A 19603-nucleotide genomic window follows, 5' to 3' on the forward strand; every position below is an offset into this window, starting at 1 on the left:
CGCGGGGAGCGGCGCCGCCGTGTCACGGCGGTGACGGCCCAGCGACGACCCACGGCCGTCAGCCAGCCCGGTACGTTCGTCATCATGACGGCACGCCAGCGGATCGCGTTCCAGGGCGAGCGGGGCGCCAACTCGCACATCGCCTGCCGGGACGTGTACCCCGACTTCGACGCGGTCCCCTACCCGACCTTCGACGAGTGCTTCTCCGCGCTCGAGGACGGGACGGTGGATCTCGCGATGATCCCGGTGGAGAACTCCACCGCCGGCCGGGTCGCCGACATCCACCTGCTGCTGCTACGCCCCGCTGTGCACATCATCGGGGAGTACTTCCTGCCGGTCAGCCACCAGTTGCTCGGTCTCGCCGGCGCCACTCTGGACGACGTCAAGACGGTGCACAGCCATCCGCAGGCGCTCGCCCAGTGCCGGCTGGGCCTGCGCGCGCTCGGCCTGGTCGCGGTGGCCGCCGCCGACACCGCCGGTGCCGCCCGGGAGATCGCCGAGGCCGGTGACCCGAGCCGGGCCGCGATCGCCTCCCGGCTCGCCGCGGAGGCGTACGGGCTCGAGGTCCTGCGCGCCGATCTTGAGGACGAGGCGCACAACACCACCCGGTTCCTCATCCTGTCCACCGAGAACCTGCGCGCGGCCGCCGGGATCGGCCCGCTGGTCACGACGTTCGTGTTCAAGGTGCACAACCGGCCGGCCGCGCTCTACAAGGCGCTCGGCGGGTTCGCCACCAGCGGCGTCAACATGACGAAGCTGGAGAGCTACATGGTGGGCGGGCGCTTCGTCGCCACCCAGTTCCTCGCCGACGTCGAGGGCAGCCCGGAGGACCCGGCGGTGGCGACGGCCTTCGAGGAGCTGTCGTTCTATGCCGACCACCGCATCCTCGGCGTCTACCGGGCCAGCCGCTACCGCGAGCGGGAACGTCTGTCCGCCCTCGAGCCCGCCGCCGCGAACCAGACGACCACCGTTGCCCGTGCCACCACGAACCATTCCGCCACGAACCATTCCGCCCGGTGACGGCGCCGGCCGCGCCGCCCCGGCCCGGGCCCGCGCTGCGCATCCGGCTGCCGCAGGTCGCGCCCTCCATGCGGGAGTTCCTCGCCACCGAGGCCGGCGGGGCGGTGCTGCTCCTGGTCGCCGCGGTCACCGCCCTGGCCTGGGCGAACTCTCCCTGGTCGCACGGCTATGACTCGCTGTGGGCGACGACCGCGCAGCTGCGCCTCGGTGACGCCGATCTCACCCTGAGCCTGCACCACTGGGTCAACGACGGGGCGATGGCACTGTTCTTCACCGTCGTCGGGCTGGAGATCAGCCGTGAGTTCACCGCGGGTGAGCTGCGCGACCGGCGCATCGCCGCCGTCCCCGCGCTCGGCGCCATCGGCGGGCTGGCCCTGCCCGCCCTCGTCTACCTGCTGCTCACTCCGTCCGGGGCGGCGGGACACGGCTGGGGCATCCCGATGTCCACCGACACGGCTTTCGTCATCGGCATCCTCGCGCTGTTCGGGCCGGCCTGCCCCGACCGGCTGCGGCTGTTCCTGCTGACCCTCGCCATCGTCGACGACATCGGCGCGATCACCGTGGTCGGGGTCTTCTACACCGACCACGTCCGCTTCGGCGCCCTCGCGCTCGCCGCCGGCCTGGTGCTCGTCATGCTGGCGCTACGCTGGATGAGGGTATGGCGGCTGTTGCCGTACGCTCTCGTCGCCGTCGTGCTCTGGGGGGCGATCCACGCCTCCGGGGTGCACGCGACGCTGGCCGGGGTGATCACGGGGTTGCTCATCCCGGCCGTCCCGCCGCGGCGGGAGCAGGCGGCGCAGGTCCCGGTGTACGTGCGGGCGCTCGCCGAGGAGTCGAATGCCACCCGGGCCGCGCTCGCGGTCGTCGCGGCGAAGGCCACGGTCTCGGCGAACGAGCGGCTGCAACGGGTGTTGCACCCGTTCAGCGCCTTCGTGGTCGTCCCCCTGTTCGGCCTGGCCAACGCCGGGGTGCATCTGGACGGCGCGACGCTGCGGGCGGCGTCGACCTCGGCTGTCACCTACGGGGTCGGGATCGGCCTGATCGCCGGCAACGCGATCGGGATCACCTTCGCGAGTCTGGGGGCGATGCGCACAGGCCTTGGCCAGCTGCCCGGGCAGGTCCGCTACGGCCATCTGATCGGTGCGGCGACGCTCGCCGGGATCGGCTTCACGATCTCGCTGTTCATCACCGAGCTCGCGTTCACCGACGACAGCCTGCGCGACCAGGCGAAGATCGGCATCCTGGTCGGGTCGTTCGCCGCCGCCATCCTCGGCACCGTCATCCTGCGAGTGTTCGGCGAGCGCATGCCGCTGTGCTCGCCGCTGACCGACGAGCCGGTCCCCCGCCTGCCCCCGCGCCCCTGGCGCGCACCTGTGCCGGCGAAATGACGGCCGACGAAATGACGGCCGACGATACGACGCCGACGAAATGACAGCCGGCGGAATGACAGCCGGCGGCATAGGCCCGTCGTCACCGCTCGCGCCGTCGTCCTCTCCCCCGTGGGCCCTGACGTTGGGAAAGGGACACCGCCTTGCGCAAGGGCGCGATCTCCAGACGCCCCCGATACGGCGTGCCGTCGACGAACAGGCTCGGCGTTCCGCGCACGCCCTGCTCGATCGCCCCGGCATAGTCGGCCTCGACGGCGTCGCCAAAGGGCTGCGCCGCGTCGCCGACGACCAGCTCACCGTCGAGGCCCAGGGCCCCCGCGTAGTACCGCAGGAACTTGTCGGCGAGCCGGTCCTGGCTGGCGAACAGCCGGTCGTGCATCTCCCAGAACCGGCCCCGCGCGCCAGCCGCCTCCGCGGCGAGGGCCGCCGTGAGCGCGAACGGATGGATGTCGTACACCGGGAAGTGCCGGAAGACCAGCCGCACCTGCCCATCGGAGGTGTCGACCAGCTCGCGCAGCACCGGCGCCGTGCGCGCGCAGTACGGGCACTCGAAGTCGCCGTACTCCACCACGACGATCCGCGCGTCGGCCGGCCCGTAGACGTGCCGCTCGGGCGAGGTATCGACCACGAGCGCCGTCGGCGGGCCAACCGCCGTGGGCCGGGCCGGCCCGATCACCTCGCCGCCCGCGATGGCCGCGGCGATACTGCCGACCACGACCACCCGACCATCCGCTGTCTGCTCGTCCACCGACCCGCTCGCGTCCACCGACCCGTTCCCGGCGCCGCGCACGGCCGCGTCACTCAACGCGACGCCGTTGTACCCGGCACCGCGGTACTCAGCGCCGAGGGACGGGACACGACACATGGCGCCATTGCCGTTCGCCGCGACATGATCATCTCCCGCCGCGACGCCGACCTCGGTGGCACCCGTCTGCTCGACGCCGTCCGGCTCCACATCCTCGATTATGCCGCCCCCGTCCAGGTGCATCCGGCCGAAGCCCGCCGAGGCGGTCCAGCGAGGACGGCCGCCATGCTGGCTACACCCGGACACGCCGCCACACCAGACCAGGAACCAAGGGGACATCAGCGGCACTGGCCATGCACACCGGGCGGCAACTCGGCCGTCATCAGAGCAGGTCTCGAGCCCACCGCGTGGGGCCGGGGCCGCGGCTGGCACCTGGGCGACGCCGACGACGGAGGCCGCCGAGCCGCCCTACAGGTGTGTGCGCAACCCAGGGGTGGCACCGATCGTTCTGACCCACGCTCGCGCGCCAATGATCTCGGGATCATGACTGATCAGGACGGGCTACTAGCTGGTCATGCCATCGCGGCGCAGCAGGAGAGTCCGCTCGGACGCGCCGCGATCCGTCCGCCTACAGCAACGCCATCGCCACAGCCTGCCCGGCGCGCCCAGGGTGAGGAAGAATCGGTTGCGTGGCCACTGTGGACTCCGTCGCCGAGGGACAGCCCTCATGGGATCTCAACGCTGATCTCGGTGAGGGGTTCGGGGTGTGGCGGCTGACCGAGGATGACGCGCTGCTGGGGTTGGTGACCAGCGCGAACGTGGCCTGCGGGTTCCATGCCGGGGATCCCTCGACGATGCGGCGGGTCTGCGAGCGGGCCGTGGAGCGCGGGGTGCGCATCGGCGCGCAGGTCAGCTACCGCGACCTGGCCGGGTTCGGGCGCCGCGCCATCGACATGGACCCGGACGAGCTGCGCGACGACCTCACCTACCAGATCGGGGCGCTCGACGCGTTCGCTCACAATGCCGGCGACCGGGTGCGCTACGTCAAACCGCACGGCGCGCTGTACAACCGGGTCGTGGCCGACGAGGCGCAGGCCGCGGCGGTTGTCGAGGCGGTTCGCCGGTACGACCCGGCCCTGCCGGTGCTCGGGCTTCCCGGGTCGGCGGTGCTGCGCCAGGCCAGGGCGGCGGGGCTGATCCCCGTCGGCGAGGCGTTCGCGGACCGCGCCTACACCGATGCCGGCACCCTCGTGTCCCGGCGCGAACCCGGCGCCGTCCTGCACGACCCCGAGGTGGTGATCAGCCGGACGCTGCGGCTGATGGCCACCGGGGTGCTCGACTCCATGCTCGGCACGCCGGTGCGGGTGCCGGCCCGGTCGGTGTGCGTGCACGGCGACACCCCAGGCGCCGTCGACCTGATCCGGCGGCTGCGGACGGCGCTGGCGGACGCCGGGGTTCAGGTGCTGCCGTTCTGCTGAGCCAGCCAGGCGCGCATCTCCCAGCCGCGGGCGGGCCACGGATCCTGACCTGCGGCGCCGAGGCGCTGCTCGTCGAGGTCGCCGACCTGGATGCGGCGGGCCGCCTGTATGCCCGGCTGCGCCGCTCGACTCCACCGGGAGTCGTCGCACTCGTCCCCGCCGCGCGCACCGTCCTGGTCCGCTTCGACCCGGCCCGCACCGATCCCTCGACGCTACGCCGTCATCTCGCCGACCCACGGTTCGCCGATGTCAATGGCAATGGCGGCGTCGATGGCGGCTCAGAGGCGGCATCCGACCCGCACGGGTCAGCCGGCCCGGACAAGTCAGCCGGCCTACCTTCGGTCACCGTCCCCGTCCGCTACGACGGACCGGATCTCGCCGAGGTCGCGCGCCGCATCGGGCTGACTCCCGCGCAGGTCGTCGAGCGGCATGTCCGCGGCCCGCATCAGGTGGCGTTCTGCGGATTCGCGCCCGGGTTCGCCTACATCTCAGGCCTCGACCCCGCGCTGCGGCTGCCTCGCCGGGACTCGCCACGTACCCGCGTCCCCCTCGGCTCGGTCGCCCTCGCCGACCAGTTCACCGGTGTCTACCCGCGAGCCTCGCCGGGCGGCTGGCACCTGATCGGACGCACCGCCCTCCCCGTGTTCGACCTCGGCCGGGACCCGCCGGCGCTACTCGCCCCCGGCACCCCCGTCCGCTTCGCCGCGGTGGACGCACGCACCCCCGCAGGCGCCAGCACTGCCGGAATCGAAACAAGGGAGCACGAGGGTCGCGCGGAACACCTCGCGGCCTCCGTGCCCAGCGGCACGTCCTCGGGACGGTCACAGCCAGGGCGGTCACGACTGGAGATCGTCTCGCCCGGGCCGTTCGCCACCGTCCAGGACCTGGGCCGGCCGGGATGGGCTCACCTGGGCATCACCGGCGCGGGCGCGCTCGACCGGCGCAGCCTGCGCCTGGCCAATCGGCTGGTCGGCAACCGGGAGTCGGCGGCCGGCCTCGAACTCACCTATGGCGGGCTGGTCGCCGAGTTCGACGCGCCCGGGTTGATCGCCGTCACCGGTGCGCCCTGCCCGCTGGAACTCGCCGGCCGCTCGATCGGTATGAACAGCCCCGTCGAGGTCCCGGCCGGCGCACGGCTGCGCGTCGGCTTCCCGAGCGGCCCGCAGGCCCTGGGCCAGGACGGACCGGCCGTTGCGGGACAGGGTCTGCGTACCTACCTGGCCGTGCGTGGCGGGGTGGAGGTGCCGTCGGTGCTCGGCTCACGCTCGCGGGACACTCTCGCCGAGCTCGGGCCGGCACCGCTCACGGCCGGTGACGTGCTCCCGATCGGCCGTCCGCATGCCAGGCCACCGGTGGTCGACCTCGCCCCGCAGGCCCGCTTTGCCGCCCGGCCAGTGCTCCGGGTAATTCCCGGCCCGCGCGACGACTGGTTCCCCCCGGACGCCCTCGCCACGCTGTGGACCGCCGACTACGAGGTCAGCGCGGACAGCGACCGCATCGGCATGCGGCTGCGCGGGGCCGCCCTGCGCCGACGCATCATGGGCGAGCTACCGTCCGAGGGAATGGTCGCTGGCGGCATCCAGATCCCACCGGACGGCCAGCCAGTGATCTTCCTCGCCGACCATCCGGTCACCGGCGGCTACCCGGTCGTGGGTGTCCTCACCCCGGACGACCTGGCCGTCGCCGCCCAGTGCCGCCCCGGCCAGCGCGTGCGCCTGAGCCGGTATCAGCCCTGAGCCGGTGTCAGTGCGACGCGCGATGGCGGCGGTGACGCCCGAAGACACCTGTGTGCTCAGCCGGCGGTGCCGCACCGTCAGCCGGCGGTGCGGCACCGGCATCGGGTGCCGTCCCGGGCGCCGCCGCGGCGGGCCGGTCGCTCGGGTAGACCTGAGCCTCATAGTCCTGAGCCCCATATCCCTGCGCCCCGTGGCCAGCAGTGCCGTAGTCCACCGGGCCGGCCCGGCGCGGATCGCCGCGTCCGTCGCGCAGCTTGCGCAGTTCGCGGTGGCGGCGAGCGGCGGCCACGTCCCGGACACCGCGCACGCTCAGCCGCCCCCAGGCGGTCGCGCCCAAAAAGATGATCACAGCGCCGAGGCCGTAGAAGAAGCTCAGCCACTCGAGGCTCTGGCGCGCCGAGCCGCCGCGTGGGGCTCCCGTTGCGCCCAGATGCCACGGGCCGGCCAGGGTCGGACCGAAGATGAACCAGGCTCCGGCCGCGATCGCGAGCCACGCGCCGAGCGTCGCCGTGGCGCGGTTGGCGCTCAGCACCAACACCAGACCACCGACGAACGCCGCGATGCCCGGCAGCACCTCCAGCCAGAATCGCGCCGCACTCCACGTCCAGGAACTGTCGGAGGTGAAAGCGAAGTCGAAAGCGGGCCCAATGAAGGGGATCAGCGCGCCCCACACCCCGAGGAGCATCAGCAGCAGTCCACTGAGCACCCCGCGGGTACGCGGGATCCGCCAGGCACCCAGGCCTCGGATGTCCGTGTCGGCGACCGGTGCTGCCATGACCCGCTCCCTCCGCCTCTGGGACGGCGTCCCCCGACCCGCGCCCGCCCCGTGGCCGGCGCGCACTGTCCTGCGATGGGAGAGACGTGCCCCGTTCGGCCGCGACAAACCTCCTGGTCGGGTGCTGACAGGCCGACAGGGGGCGACGAACGCCCAGGTCACGGCGCGGGCGTATTCGTCACGGCATTGCCGCGCTCCAGGCCGCACCACCGGAGCCACATGGGTCAATCTGGGCGAAATCCGTCTGTTAACATAAGTAGCCCACAGAGTCCACCGATCTGGCGATCTTCGCTCGATGATCGCCGCGCGTTGTCGCAGGAGGACCGCTCATGGCTCGGCCAGCTGCTTCCGCGGCACCTCGCCCAGGTACGCCATCGGGCGCCACGTCATCCACTGCCGTGTCCTCCAGTGCTGCGACATCCACTGCACTGCCGTCCTTCGCCCTGCCGGCGCTACCGCTGCCGGTGGGGTCCTCGCCGGTGGGCCGGCAGGTCCGCGTGCCGAAGACGGCGGAGCTCGTGGCGGGCCAGCTCCGCCGCCGCATCATCCGTGGAGAGCTGGCCGAAGGCGACGCCCTGCCGCCCGAGCCGACGCTCATGGCCCAGTTCGGCGTGTCCCGACCGACGCTGCGGGAGGCGTTCCGGGTCCTCGAAGCGGAGGCGCTGATCTCCGTACGCCGCGGCGCGCACGGCGGCGCACGGGTGCACACCCCGAGCCCGGCCGTCGCGGCCCGTTACGCCGGCCTCGTCCTCGAGCACCGGGGCGCCACGCTGGGCGACATCCACCAGGCCAGCGCTCTCCTCGAGCCGCCCTGCGCCGCGCGGCTCGCCGAGCGTCGCAACCCGGCGGATGCGGCCGAGCTGCGCCGCTGCCTCGCCCAGGGCGACGCGGCCGGAGACGACGTCGGTGCTCTGGCCGCCGCCCAGACGACCTTCCATCTCACGATGGTCCAGCTCACGGGCAATCGGTCCCTGGCCCTGGTCACGGACATGCTGCACCACCTGGTCGACGCCGCCGGCGCGCAGCAGACTCGTTCGCTCGTCCTCGGCTCGGACGCCGACGCCACCCGGGCGACGCACGCCCGGCTCATCGATCTCATCGAGGCAGGTGACGCCACCGCCGCAGCCGAGCACTGGAGCCGGCATCTCGCCGCGCCCGGCCACGCCATGGCCGGTGGCCCCGCGGACACCTGCGTGCTGGACCTCCTCGGCTGATCCCCGCCCTCTCCGGCCTTTACCCCCACCCCTACCCAGTACGGTCTCGGGACGAGTGGGGCCCGGGACCGGGACCCCGTCAGTCGGCGCGGCGAGCGTGGGCGGGCCACACCGTCCACTGGGTCACCGGCATCGCCGGTCGCCAGCCGGTGAATCCCCCGACCGCGGACGCGCGGCTCACCGCCAGACGGACCAGATCTCCCCCACCCCGGGCGTACCACCCGGCGAGAACCGCCTCGGACTCCAGCGTCACCGCATTGACGACGAGTCGCCCCCGTTCCCGCGCCCGGCCCTCGCCGTGCAGGGCCGCCCAGCAGGCGTCGAGCACACCGGGCACGCTCACGCCCCCACCGACGAAAATCGCGTCCGGAACGGGCAGGCCGCGCAGGTCCTGCGGGGCGCGTCCCTGCACCACCCGCAGGTGTGGCACGCCGAGGCGGGCCGCGTTGCGACGGATGCGCTCCGCCCGGTCGGCCCGAGGTTCGAGCGCGACGGCCCGGGCGGACTCGTGGGCGCGCAGCCATTCGATCGCGACACTTCCGCTGCCCGCCCCCACATCCCACAGCAGCTCACCGGGTGCCGGGGCCAGACGCGCCAGCGTCAGCGCCCGGATCTCCCGCTTGGTGATCTGACCGTCATGCTCGAACGCGTCATCCGGCAACCCCGGGGTTCGCGGTCGGTACGCGACGTCCGCCTCGGGCCGCGCCCGGACGGCGACGATGTTGAGATCCGCCACGTCCGCGAGGTCCGCCGCAGCGGCCGACCACCGTCGCGCGTCCGCCGCCTGACGCGTCTCGTCCGACGCCCCGAGCCGGGACAGAACAGTCATCGGGCTGGCGCCGTACCCGCTGTCGACCAGCAGCGACGCGAGGGCGCCCGGTGTCGACCGATCCGCGCTGAGCACCAGCAGCCGTCGCCCCGGAGCCAGCAGGAGCCGGACCCGGTCCAGAGGCCGGCCCACCGCGCTGACGACGTCGACGTCCTGCACCGCCCAGCCCAGGCGCGCGCACGCCAGGCTCACCGACGACGGATGCGGCACCACCCGCACCCGCCGCGCCCCCAGCAGACGCACCAGCGTCACCCCGATGCCGTAGAACATCGGGTCCCCGCTCGCCAACACGCACACCCCACCACCCGAGCCGCCCCCGCCGTCCACACCCGCATCGCCCACCCCATCCGCGGCCACACCATCCGCCGCCACACCACCCGCCGCCACACCACCCGCGTTCCCGTCCGCCGCGGTCGGCCCGCCCTCCTCTGCCAGGGAAACGCCGTGTTCAGCCAGCAGACGCGGCAACGCCGCCAGTAACGGCGAGGGCCATTCCACCCGCCGAACGCCAGGCGCGAGGCGGCTACCGGACTCCGCGCCATCCCCGGAGCCCTCGCTGCCCGGTGCCTCGTCATCGCCGGGCCCGGGGCCGTCGCCGGGGCCGGGCAGCTCGGCAAGCTGGCGACGGGAACCGAAGATGACCGAGGCCGCGCGCACCGCCGCGCGCGCGGCAGGCGACAGTCCGGCCCACCCCTCGGCCCCGATGCCGACGACCGTGACCGGGACGCGCGGATCCTCCAGATGCGACACAGCCAGCCAGCGTAGTCGGGCCGCCTGGCCGAACGTGGGCCACGGCGGCGGACTTCCGAGAGGATGCCTTGGTGAGCCTGAGCCTCTTCCCCCCACTCGACATCGATCATGATGCCCCATCGGTCCAGGTCGGCGACGTCGTGCTGTCGCGGACGGAGCTGTTCGGCGCAGCCCACGCCGTCGCACGCCGCGTCGCCGGAGCGCAGGCCGCCGCCGTGTACGCGGACGCCTCGGCCACCACGATCGTCGCGATCCTCGGCTGCCTGCTGGCCGAGGTGCCGGCGGTTCCCGTGCCGCCGGACTCGGGGCCACGGGAACGCGCGCACATCCTGCGGGACAGCGGAGCCAGCCTGCTGCTGGGAAGCCCACCCTGGGATGATCTTCCGATCCCGGTGATCCCCGTGGACCCGCGCGCCCATGCCGACGCCGCGACGGGGCAGGCACCCACGGCATCATCCGCGCCACGACCAGCATCCGTACCCACCGCGACGCCGGCTGGAGGTGACACGCCGTCGGCCCTGATCCTCTACACCTCGGGGACGACGGGCGCGCCCAAGGGAGTGGTCGTGCCGGCGGCGGCCATCGCCACCGATCTCGAGGTGCTCGCGGAGGCGTGGGCCTGGACACCGGACGACACGCTTGTGCACGGACTGCCGATCTTTCACGTGCATGGCCTGGTACTCGGCGTGCTCGGGGCGCTGCGGGTCGGCAGCCGGCTCATCCACACCGTTCGCCCGACGCCGACGGCGTACGCGGCGGCGGGCGGCAGCCTGTACTTCGGCGTGCCGACCGTGTGGTCGCGGATCTGTGACGACCCGACGAGCGCGCGGGCGCTGCGCGGCGCCCGGCTGCTCGTCTCGGGCAGCGCGCCACTGCCGGTGCCGGTGATCAGCCGGATGCGGGAACTCACCGGCGCACCGCCCGTCGAGCGGTACGGCATGACCGAGACGCTGATCACGACGAGCGCCCGGGTGCAGGGCGAGCGCCGCGCGGGATGGGTCGGTCCCGCTCTGCCGGGCGTGCGCACCAGGCTGGTCGACGACGAGTCCGGGCAGACGCTGCCGCCCGACGGTGAGACCATCGGCGAACTGCAGGTCCAGAGCCCGACCCTGTTCACCGGCTACCTGGGCCGGCCCGAGGCCACCGCCGCGTCGTTCACGGCCGACGGCTGGTTCCGCACCGGGGATGCCGCGGTGATCGACGCGGACGGGAACCACCGGATCGTCGGGCGGCGCTCCACCGATCTGATCAAGTCCGGTGGCTACCGGATCGGTGCCGGTGAGGTCGAGGCCGCGCTGCTCGCCCATCCGGCCGTACGGGAGGCGGCCGTGATCGGCCTGCCCGACGAGGACCTCGGCCAGCGCATCGCCGCCTTCGTCGTCGCCCCGGACCTCGCGCCCGGCGGATCTCAGGCAGCCGGCGGTGCTGCCAGCGCCGGCGCTGACGCTGGGACAGTGGATTCTGGAATCGCCGACAGGAGCCGCGCCGAGCTGGTCGACTACGTCGCACGGGAGTTGTCCGTCCACAAGCGGCCGCGAGAGATCTACTTCGTCGCGGAGCTCCCCCGCAACGCGATCGGCAAGATCCGCAAGGCGGCCCTGAAACCACCCTCCACCGAGTGAGCGCTCAGCCCGGGCCCGACGCCGTGGCGGGACCGGGCCACCCGGATGTGACCGGGCTGGACGGTGCGGAACCGGGCCGGGCAGAGCCGGCCACGGTAGGTCCGGGTGCGGTAGGGCTCGGTGCGGCGAGGCGGCGGTAGAACGCGCTGGTCGCCATCAGCTCGTCATGGGTGCCCTGGGCCCGGACCTGGCCGGCGTCGAGAACGATAATGTGGTCGGCAGCCCGGATGGTGGAGATCCGGTGGGCGATGACCAGCAGGGCCCGTTCGGCCGCGATCCGGCGCATCACCCGGGTCAGGGCCCGCTCGTTCACCGCGTCGAGCTGCGAGGTCGGCTCGTCCAGCAGCAGCACGGCGGGGCACGGCAGCAGCGCCCGGGCGATCGCCACCCGCTGGCGCTCCCCGCCGGAGAGCAGCACACCGTGATCACCCACGGGGGTGTACAGGCCGTCGGGCAATCGGTCGACCAGGTCACGCAGCCCCGCGGCGGTGACGACCTCCTCGACGTCGGCCTCGACGGCGTCCGGGACGGCGTAGACGATGTTGTCCCACAGGGTTCCGTGCAACACCGGGGTGCCCTGCTCGACGAGGTTCACCGCGCCCCGGGCGCGATGCCGCGAGATCGACCGGACGTCCTGCCCGTCGACGAGCAGCTGGCCGCCGTCTGGCTCGTAGAACCGTTCGACGAGTTCCAGGATCGTCGACTTGCCGGCACCCGACGGCCCGACCAGCGCCACCTGCCCGCTGCGTGGAACCTGGAACGACACCCCGCGCAGCACCGGCTGCGTGCCATAGGCGAACCACACGTCGCGCAGCTCCAGCGCTGGCTCATCCGGAGGGGCACCTTCGCGACCAGAGACAGCCCGAACCCGACCAGGTGCGTCCTGGACGTCGTCGGTCTCCCGCGGCAGAGTGTCGGTCTCCCGCGGCAGAGTGAAGACCGCGTTCACCCGGCCGAGGGCACCCAGGCCCCGCTGGATCGTCGCGGCGGACTCGACCAGCTGGCCCAGCGGCATGACCAGGTACGTGGCATAGAGCAGGAAGGCGACCAGGCTACCCAGCGTCGCCTGGCCCTGGGCCACCAGCACACCGCCGACCAGCAGGACTACGAGCACACTGCCCTGCACCGCGAGCTGCATCGCCGGCGCGATGATCGAGTCGAGGGTGGCCATCCGCAGGCCGGCCCGGTAGGCGGACTTCGCGTGCGTGCCGATCCGCTCGGCCTCGCGGGCCTCGGCCCGGTTCGCCCGGACGGTGCGAATGGCAGTCAGGGCGCGTTCCAGATCGGCGGTCATCGCACCGACGCTTGCCTGCCCCCGCTCGGAGACCGACCGGATCCGCGACAGGGCGCCGAGCACGACGGTCCCGGCGACCAGAACCACCGCGAGAACGAGCAGGAACAGCAGCGGGTTGAGCCAGATCATCAGGGCGATCGCGCCGACCACCCCGATCAGGCTGGTGACGAGCGCGGTGAAGCTGTAGGCGACAGCCTCCCGCACCACGGTCGTGTCGGTGTTCGCCCGGGAGATCAGATCCCCCATCCGCCGGGTGTCGAGCACCGCGATCCGCAACCGCAGCACATGGCCGATCAGACGCTGCCGCAACCCCAGCAGAACAGACTGGCCGGAGCGTTCCAGCAGGTAGTGCCCGACCGTGTCGACCAGCGCCTGCCCGACGAACAGTCCGAGCAGCGCCCCGACGATCCACAGCGGGATCCCGCCCGCCTGCGCGTCGTCGATCACCCGCATCACCAACAGCGGCTGCAACACGCCGATGCCGGTGCCGACGATGGTCAACCCGGTGGCGATGGCCACTGGACGGCGATGCCCGCGCAGGAGCGTCCAGAGCTCCCCCAGTCCGCGGCGCATCAGGCAGCTCCGACCGCGGCATCGTCCGCGGAGCCGTCCGCGCCCAGGCCGTCATCACCGCCGGCGGTGACGCGCAGCAACGTGCGCAGGTAGCCGGGCGGCACCGACTCGCCGACCATCACCCCGTCGGCCTCGACCCAGGCATGCGCGGCGAACGGCGCGAGGGCGCGCACGCCCACACACCAGGTCGGCACAGCGCCGGACGGCCGGCACAGCAGCATCGTGGCGATCGAACGGGGCACGCAGCCGCGGGCTCCCCGGCAGGTCAGGCTCACTGCCATCACCGCCTGCCGAGCGGACAGGGCATGGTCGAAGTCCGCGGGTCGGGCACCACGGGCCAGACGAGCCAGCACGTGACGGATGCGGGCGGGCTGCTGGGTGGCGAGCAGCCGCGCCGCGCCGACAGCCAGGCACGCACAGAACCGCCGTCCCAGGCCCAGGCTGATCTCCGGCGCCTCGATGGCCATCGGTGTACTCATCGACGCCGCCTCAGCTTCGACCGCAGCCCCGTCCTCGTCTCCTCCTGCGGGCCGGGCCGGGGCCACGACCGGTGGGAGGCATCCCGTGCCGGCCGGCCCGTCGCACCCCGTGGTGACCCGACGGGTCGATGGCGTGCCCCCCGGCCAGGTCGGTGGCCCGGCCCTGGGGCAACGTCCGGCGGCCGGGCGCCGGACGCGTCGCCGGTCGGATCGATCAGGCCCACGTCGCGGAGCTGCGCGAGCAGGCCCTCCACGTCACGGCGGGCGGTTTCCGGGTCGACGGCACCGGTGGCGCACAGCTGTCGGGTCGCCGCCGTCACGTCACCGCCGGCCAGCATCACCCGCAGGACGAGGTCGCCGGAGGGGTTGAGCGTCCAGTACTGCCCGTTGTCGGTGTGCAGCAGCACCGCGCCGTACTCGGTCGGCGCCCGCACGACGTCGGATCGAAGCGTCACCATCGTCACTCCCGCTGTTCCCGTCCCGCTGGTCCCGTCGCTCGGTCACTGCCTTTCCCGGTCACTGCCTTTCCCGGTCGCCGACTTTCCCGGTCGCCGACTCTCCCGGTCGCCGACTCTCCCGGTCACTGCCGCCGGCCCGTCACTGCCGCTGGTTGTTCGCCGGTGCCGGTGCCGGTCACGGCGCGCAGCCAGGCGTCGGCGGCGATGGTGGGTTGCAGCGCTTCGGCGCGATGGTCGGGCGCGATGCCCTGTCGGCAGGCCTGGCGCAGCAGATCCGGATCGATCAACCCGAGCTCGGCCAGTGGTGACTCGTCGCATAGCTTCACCAACACCTCACGGTTGGCCCGCAGCCCCAGATCCTCCTCCGCGGACGCGTCGGCCTTGGTGCGCCGGTGCAGGCACTCCGCCGGCACCACCGGGCGCATCGCCTCCTTGAGCAGCGGCTTGTACTCCCAGGGAGTGGACCGCTGCTCGGGACGCACGGCCAGCGCCGCACGCACGACCCGCTCGTCGTAGAACGGCGCGGACAGCGGCGGACCGACCGGACCCGCGATCTGGTCGAACAGCCGGAACGCCGAGGCGCCCGCCCGCAGCGTGAACAGGTCGGCATGCGCGGCCCTGGACTCGGCGAGCGGCAGGGCCCGGTCGGCCGCCGTGGTGAAGGCCTCCGTGACCAGGTCCAGGGCAGCATCGGTGAGCCAGCCGGGAACGATCGGCGGCAGCGTCCAGTCCAGCGCCGTGAGGTACCGCTGGGCGGACCGTCGCGGCCAGGGGCCCTGCGGCGTGGCGTGCGCGCCCGGACCGCCGGAGCCGCCGTGACGCGCGGCGCCACGGGCGCGGGCGGCCTGCGCCGCGCCGAGGGTGCGGGCCATGTCGCGCAGACAGTCCTGATAGTCCCGGGACCGCATCATACGCAGGCTCGCCGCCCAGGGCCAGCCCTGCTGGGCCCGGTAACCGCGCAGATGCCGCAGCGCCGTCCACGGACGGTGCCGGATGAGCGCCGCCAGGTGATTCGGGTTGCCGCCGACGAGCTCGTCGCCGCCGAATCCGGTCAGATGCAGGCGCGGGCCGTACAGCGCGAGGCGGTCGAGACCAGCCAGGAGTTTCGCCCGGTCGACGATGCCGACGAACGGACGGTCCGTCGGACCGTCCGGCTCGTCGATGCGGTCGTAGACCAGCGGCAGCTCGGCTGCCGGCAGGGTCTCCCGGGCGAGGTTCGGCAGCGATGCGGCGAGCCGCCCGGCCCAGTACGGGTCGTCGTCGCCGGGGTCCCGGGCCATTCCGGTGAAGGCGACGACGTCGGCCGGCCCCCGGGTGGCCAGGCAGCACACCACACTCGAGTCCAGACCGCCGGAGAGGTCGGTGCTGACGGTCCGGCCCGCCGCGACCCGCACGGCCACCGCCTCGGCAAGCGCCGCCCGCAGCAGCGGGGCGCCCTGCACCCGGCTGCGCACCGCCGCCGGTGCCCGCCACCAGCGCACCGTGCGGGCCCGGTCGTCCCGGCCCACGCACAGATAGTGGTCGGGCGGCACCGCGTCGACGGACGTGAACGGAACCAGGTCGTCGAGCGGGTACGGCGGCGACGGGTCGAGCAGCGCGAGGGCCAGTGCCGTCCGATCCAGATGGGCGCCGCACATAGCGGCGAGGATGTCGGCGCGGTCCGCGGCCAGCAGGTGGGGGCCCATCCGAGCGGTGAAGATCCGCCGGGTGCCGCTCGCGGTGCCCTGGATCCGCTGCTGCCCCTCGATCTCGGCGATCACGTGGTAGTCGCCGGCGACCTCTCTGGCCAGGTCGAGCGCGTGCACGTCGCGGGCCGCGACCAGCAGTTCCAGCAGCCGGCTCGGCCGGACGGCGGCACAGCCAACCAGAGCTATCCGGCGGCGCCCGGCCGTCACACTGACGATGGCATCGTCAGGCCAGGCGCCGACGATCCAGGGCCGGCTCGAGTGGTGACGCACCGCCCGGTGCGCCCCGGCAGGCACCACCACCTGGTCACGGTCGGGCAGGACGACGAACCAGCAGCCCGGCAGGCCCAACCGCGCGGGTGTCCTCACCTCGCTGCCCGCCGCGCTCAGAAGAAGAACCCGCCGGCGACGAAGCCCCCGCCGCCGACTCCGGCGCCGCCGAATCCGCCTCCACCCCCGCAGCCACCGTCGCAGCCGTAGTCATAGCCGAACCGGCGGTAGAAGTAGTCGTGCCCCCAGCCCCAGCGGCCCCGGGTGACGTCACTGAAACTGCCGGCGGTGGACAGCTGCGGGCGTTCGTAGGTCGCAGTCATGTCTGGGCCCCTCTCGGTCGGGTATCCACTGATGTCACACCCCAAGGGATTCCCCGAACGGGTTCAGCGCCGGTTCACCGGGCGCCCTCGCCCGGCGGCTCCCGAGACCACCGACGATCCGGGCGCACTCGACCCGCCCGACCCGCCTGACGGGCCCGCGGCGCCGGACGGCGTCGGCCGCAGGGACGCCCGGGCAGCCGGGGTGGAATCCAGCACCTGCCGGTGGACGCGGCGCAGCTCCGCCCCGGGTTCGATGCCGAGGTCGGCGACCAGCCGTCGGTACAGCGCGCTGTACTCGTCGAGCGCCTCAGCGCGCCGGCCGCTGCGTTCCAGCGCGGTCAGCAGCTGCGCCCACAGGCGTTCCCGGTTCGGGAACTCGATGGTCAGCGCGCGCAGTAGCGGCAGCACCTCGTCCGTCTCCCCGAGCGCGAGACGCGTGTCGATGAGCTCCTCCCGGGCGGCGAAGCGCGCCTCCTCCAGGCGTTGGACTTGCGCCGCGCCGATCTCGGCCGGCAACTCGTCGAAGGCGTCGCCCCGCCACCAGCCCAGCGCCTCCTCGAACAGTTCGGCGGCCGGCTGCCACCGCGCATCCCGCACCGCCTGGCGGGCGCGAGTGAGGATGTTCTCGAACCGCAGCACGTCGAACTCGTCCGGGTCCACGAGCAGCCGGTACTCTCCCGGCCGGCTCTCGATGCGGCCAGGCCCCACCGACCGGCGCAGGACCGAGGCCCGCGGGCCGACCACCATGACCGCGTCCCGCGGGCCCGGTGCGCCCGTGGGCCCAGGCAGCGTGTGCCGCAGCTCCGACAGGTAGGTCTTGATGTTGCCGAGCGCCGAGCGCGGCGGCACGTCCTGCCACAGGGCGAGACGCAGTTCCTCCACGGCCGTCCACCGGCCCGGGCGCAGCAGAAGGGTGAGCAGCAGCACCCGCTTCTTGCGCTGGTCGATGCGGATCTGTTCACCGGGCGCCCGCCACACCTCCAGCGGTCCGAGCGCGGCGAACAACATCCCGGACCCAGCGCCCGAACCGCCTCTGGGCGCCGGACTGTTCCCCGGCGCCGGACTGTTCCCCGGCGCCGACCTGCCACCGTCGACCATGATGATCCTCGTCGGTCGGGGACCGTCCGCACACGGGCGATCCTCACCAGACGGACCCCGAATGTCGCGCCACCGCCCGGGGACCGGCGACCCGTCTGGGCCGCTGCTGGAAGTACCCCACCCCGACTGGGGTAGTCCCTTCCACGCGTCGGACACGCAGATACGCAGCGGATTCGCTCAGATCCCCAGCCGGGCGCGCGTCCGCGGACCGACCGCGCCGTCCGCGATCAGGCCGTGCTTGAGCTGGTAGTCCTTGACCATGTGGTTGGTCTGGTATCCGAACTTGCCGTCGACGGCGATCGGGTACCCGAGGTTCGCCAACCGCTGCTGGACCTTCTGGACATCCGAACGCCAGCCGAGCCCACTGGCAAGCGAGGGGTAGGCACTCGTCGTCGACGACGACGACGAGGACGAGGCCGAGGGCGAGGACGAGGACGGCGCGCTCGCAGGCGCGTACGAGACCGAGCGCACACTCAGGCCGCCGGACACCGCCACCGCGGCCGCGGCACCCCGCGTCTGGTACCGGGCGTACATGCCATTGGTGTAGGTGCTCCAGGCCCGCACGCCCTGACTCGCGCAGACCTGCCGGGCCGCCCACGCGTTGGTCGCCGGGTCGTACAGGTTGCGCCCGCCCACCCAGCCGCCGTGCGCCCGCATGTTGATCTGCCACAGTCCACGGGAGTCCTCACCGACCGTGGCGTGGGCGTAGGTGTTGCCGCCCGACTCCGCCAGGGCCATCGCGACCCAGGTCGACAGCGACGCTCCCCCGCACCCGGCGAGACCCGCGTTCGCCGCGACCCGGGCGATCTGGGAGTCCGGGATCCTGCTGCCGGTCGCGGCGCTGGCCGGATTCGCGGTGGCGAACATGCTGGCGCCCACGCCGAGCACGCCGAGCGCGGCGACGGTGGCGCCTCGACGCTGGGTCGAAGGCTTCCGATGCTTTCCCTTGGCCATTCTCTGACATCTCGTTTCGGTGTCGTGGAGCACGGTCACAGAATTACTGCTGACAGCCACAAGGAGCCCGGCTGAATCTTTTTTTTAAATGGGCAGCACGGATTACTTATTTGTGAAAACCCACACGCGGGCAGGATGTAACCACCGCCCGAGATCATTTATTCGAGCGGCATGGAGAATCTGTGCTCAGCGGGATGGACCGCGAGTGGGCGCGTGCGGCAGCCGCCGTCGGCGTTCAGGCCCGACGGACGCCCGGGCCGCTCGGGCGACCGAGCCAGTCAGGTGCAGGCCGCGCGAGCGACCGGGCCGCCGAACGGACGGGTCACCCGAACCATCAGGCCAGGCAGGCAACGCGGCCCTCAGGCCGCGCGGGATGCCGCGCAACCCAGCGCGAGGTCCCCGATCAGCGTGGCGGGTCCATACAGAGCGATCGGGCCGCGCTGGACCTCGGGCCGAGAAGAAAGGCCGGAACCGTGCGGCACGGCCGGAGAAGGCGACTGGTGGCGGGCGACTCGGACAGAACGCGAGACAGTATCGTGACCGATCTCGCGGGAGTCGGCACGGCAGCCGAAGCGGCCGGGCATTCCCGAAATGCAGGCAACGTCTGGTCCTTCCCGTACGCCTGCGAGGTTAGCTGTCGGGTGCGGACCGGGAAGTCCGGCCATCCGTATACGGACGGCTTAACCCCGAGAGCAGCCCATCACGCGGCTGCTCAGAGGAACCTGGTTCCCCCGCTTCTGCCCAACTGACATGGAGGGGACCTCGAGCCGTGGGCAGAACTCGGCGTCGGCTCGAAGCGTCGATGCCAGGCAACCGTAGCGAACTACTCAGGGTAGTGACAAGTACTAGTTCAGTACGAATCCAGCCACCCATCCGTGACGATGCGTGCCTAGAGCTGTGGCGCAGGTACTA

Annotated in this window: 16 protein-coding genes and 1 riboswitch; of the genes, 6 read left to right on the forward strand and 10 right to left on the reverse strand. The window is 72.8% G+C overall.

The features are described from left to right. The first annotated feature begins 84 nt into the window (after positions 1 to 84). Both MXD95_RS15450 and nhaA read left to right on the forward strand, forming a co-directional pair. Positions 85 to 1020: a prephenate dehydratase gene (locus tag MXD95_RS15450; protein WP_250641323.1), complete on the forward strand. Its 936-nt coding sequence runs from the start codon at positions 85 to 87 to the stop codon at positions 1018 to 1020. Continuing rightward, the gene (gene nhaA / locus MXD95_RS15455; RefSeq protein ID WP_250641324.1) at positions 1017 to 2408 is read left to right on the forward strand and encodes a Na+/H+ antiporter NhaA; all 1392 of its coding nucleotides are present in this window, start codon (positions 1017 to 1019) and stop codon (positions 2406 to 2408) included. Before MXD95_RS15450 ends, nhaA begins: the two co-directional genes overlap by 4 nt. Positions 2409 to 2490: 82 nt before the next feature. Here the strand turns inward: nhaA and MXD95_RS15460 are convergent, their stop codons facing one another. Next, complete coding sequence (locus MXD95_RS15460; protein ID WP_250641325.1) at positions 2491 to 3396, reverse strand: DsbA family protein; 906 nt, start codon at positions 3394 to 3396, stop codon at positions 2491 to 2493. Positions 3397 to 3842: 446 nt separating this feature from the next. Between MXD95_RS15460 and MXD95_RS15465 the strand changes: the two genes are divergently transcribed. Beyond that, on the forward strand, positions 3843 to 4631 hold the full coding sequence (locus tag MXD95_RS15465; RefSeq protein WP_250641326.1) for a LamB/YcsF family protein: 789 nt from the start codon (positions 3843 to 3845) through the stop codon (positions 4629 to 4631). Further along, positions 4535 to 6367 (forward strand): 5-oxoprolinase subunit B/C family protein, encoded by a 1833-nt coding sequence (locus MXD95_RS15470; protein ID WP_250641327.1) that lies wholly within the window; start codon positions 4535 to 4537, stop codon positions 6365 to 6367. The genes MXD95_RS15465 and MXD95_RS15470 overlap by 97 nt, the downstream gene beginning before the upstream one ends. Before the next feature lie 7 nt (positions 6368 to 6374). Here MXD95_RS15470 and MXD95_RS15475 read toward each other — a convergent pair whose 3' ends face one another. Beyond that, positions 6375 to 7142 carry a hypothetical protein gene (locus MXD95_RS15475; protein ID WP_250641328.1) on the reverse strand — a complete coding sequence of 256 codons (768 nt, stop codon included), beginning with the start codon at positions 7140 to 7142 and terminating at the stop codon, positions 6375 to 6377. 398 nt (positions 7143 to 7540) lie between these two features. On the opposite strand from MXD95_RS15475, the gene MXD95_RS15480 reads away from it, so the two are divergent. After that, positions 7541 to 8356 carry a FadR/GntR family transcriptional regulator gene (locus MXD95_RS15480; RefSeq protein ID WP_250641329.1) on the forward strand — a complete coding sequence of 272 codons (816 nt, stop codon included), beginning with the start codon at positions 7541 to 7543 and terminating at the stop codon, positions 8354 to 8356. 79 nt (positions 8357 to 8435) lie between these two features. On the opposite strand, the gene cbiE is transcribed toward MXD95_RS15480, so the two are convergent. Next, positions 8436 to 9935, reverse strand: coding sequence for a precorrin-6y C5,15-methyltransferase (decarboxylating) subunit CbiE (gene cbiE, locus MXD95_RS15485; RefSeq protein ID WP_250641330.1), 1500 nt, complete (start codon positions 9933 to 9935; stop codon positions 8436 to 8438). Between the two features lie 71 nt (positions 9936 to 10006). On the opposite strand from cbiE, the gene MXD95_RS15490 reads away from it, so the two are divergent. Next, a complete protein-coding gene (locus MXD95_RS15490) occupies positions 10007 to 11557 on the forward strand; it encodes an acyl-CoA synthetase (RefSeq protein WP_250641331.1) in 1551 nt (516 codons plus the stop codon). Positions 11558 to 11561: 4 nt separating this feature from the next. Here the strand turns inward: MXD95_RS15490 and MXD95_RS15495 are convergent, their stop codons facing one another. The 7 genes from MXD95_RS15495 to MXD95_RS15525 all read right to left on the reverse strand — a co-directional run bounded on the left by MXD95_RS15495 (position 11562) and on the right by MXD95_RS15525 (position 18691). After that, positions 11562 to 13424: an ABC transporter ATP-binding protein gene (locus tag MXD95_RS15495; protein ID WP_250641332.1), complete on the reverse strand. Its 1863-nt coding sequence runs from the start codon at positions 13422 to 13424 to the stop codon at positions 11562 to 11564. After that, the gene (locus MXD95_RS15500) at positions 13424 to 13903 is read right to left on the reverse strand and encodes a lasso peptide biosynthesis B2 protein (protein ID WP_250641333.1); all 480 of its coding nucleotides are present in this window, start codon (positions 13901 to 13903) and stop codon (positions 13424 to 13426) included. The genes MXD95_RS15495 and MXD95_RS15500 overlap by 1 nt, the downstream gene beginning before the upstream one ends. Then, positions 13900 to 14361 carry a lasso peptide biosynthesis PqqD family chaperone gene (locus MXD95_RS15505; RefSeq protein WP_250641334.1) on the reverse strand — a complete coding sequence of 154 codons (462 nt, stop codon included), beginning with the start codon at positions 14359 to 14361 and terminating at the stop codon, positions 13900 to 13902. The genes MXD95_RS15500 and MXD95_RS15505 overlap by 4 nt, the downstream gene beginning before the upstream one ends. A 122-nt stretch (positions 14362 to 14483) precedes the next feature. Beyond that, entirely contained in the window at positions 14484 to 16415 is a 1932-nt protein-coding gene (locus MXD95_RS15510; RefSeq protein WP_250641335.1) for an asparagine synthase-related protein, read from the reverse strand. 17 nt (positions 16416 to 16432) lie between these two features. Beyond that, on the reverse strand, positions 16433 to 16639 hold the full coding sequence (locus MXD95_RS15515) for a lasso RiPP family leader peptide-containing protein (protein WP_250641336.1): 207 nt from the start codon (positions 16637 to 16639) through the stop codon (positions 16433 to 16435). 63 nt (positions 16640 to 16702) lie between these two features. Next, positions 16703 to 17647, reverse strand: a complete 945-nt coding sequence (locus MXD95_RS15520) for an AfsR/SARP family transcriptional regulator (RefSeq protein WP_250641337.1) — start codon at positions 17645 to 17647, stop codon at positions 16703 to 16705. 267 nt (positions 17648 to 17914) lie between these two features. Then, positions 17915 to 18691, reverse strand: coding sequence for a peptidoglycan-binding protein (locus MXD95_RS15525; RefSeq protein WP_250641338.1), 777 nt, complete (start codon positions 18689 to 18691; stop codon positions 17915 to 17917). Positions 18692 to 19299: 608 nt separating this feature from the next. Further along, positions 19300 to 19477, reverse strand: a riboswitch (cyclic di-AMP (ydaO/yuaA leader). Positions 19478 to 19603: the final 126 nt, after the last annotated feature.

The sequence above is a fragment of the Frankia sp. AiPa1 genome, from assembly GCF_023243075.1.
GTDB lineage: Bacteria > Actinomycetota > Actinomycetes > Frankiales > Frankiaceae > Frankia.

What these genes read in the sequence shown, in the direction of transcription:
- MXD95_RS15525 (WP_250641338.1), bottom strand. Translation starts at nt 18,691, where the DNA reads ATGGCCAAGGGAAAGCATCGGAAGCCTTCGACCCAGCGTCGAGGCGCC.
- MXD95_RS15460 (WP_250641325.1), bottom strand. Translation starts at nt 3,396, where the DNA reads ATGCACCTGGACGGGGGCGGCATAATCGAGGATGTGGAGCCGGACGGC.
- MXD95_RS15520 (WP_250641337.1), bottom strand. Translation starts at nt 17,647, where the DNA reads ATGTTGTTCGCCGCGCTCGGACCGCTGGAGGTGTGGCGGGCGCCCGGT.
- MXD95_RS15515 (WP_250641336.1), bottom strand. Translation starts at nt 16,639, where the DNA reads ATGACTGCGACCTACGAACGCCCGCAGCTGTCCACCGCCGGCAGTTTC.
- MXD95_RS15500 (WP_250641333.1), bottom strand. Translation starts at nt 13,903, where the DNA reads ATGAGTACACCGATGGCCATCGAGGCGCCGGAGATCAGCCTGGGCCTG.
- MXD95_RS15505 (WP_250641334.1), bottom strand. Translation starts at nt 14,361, where the DNA reads ATGGTGACGCTTCGATCCGACGTCGTGCGGGCGCCGACCGAGTACGGC.
- MXD95_RS15495 (WP_250641332.1), bottom strand. Translation starts at nt 13,424, where the DNA reads ATGCGCCGCGGACTGGGGGAGCTCTGGACGCTCCTGCGCGGGCATCGC.
- MXD95_RS15450 (WP_250641323.1), top strand. Translation starts at nt 85, where the DNA reads ATGACGGCACGCCAGCGGATCGCGTTCCAGGGCGAGCGGGGCGCCAAC.
- MXD95_RS15475 (WP_250641328.1), bottom strand. Translation starts at nt 7,142, where the DNA reads ATGGCAGCACCGGTCGCCGACACGGACATCCGAGGCCTGGGTGCCTGG.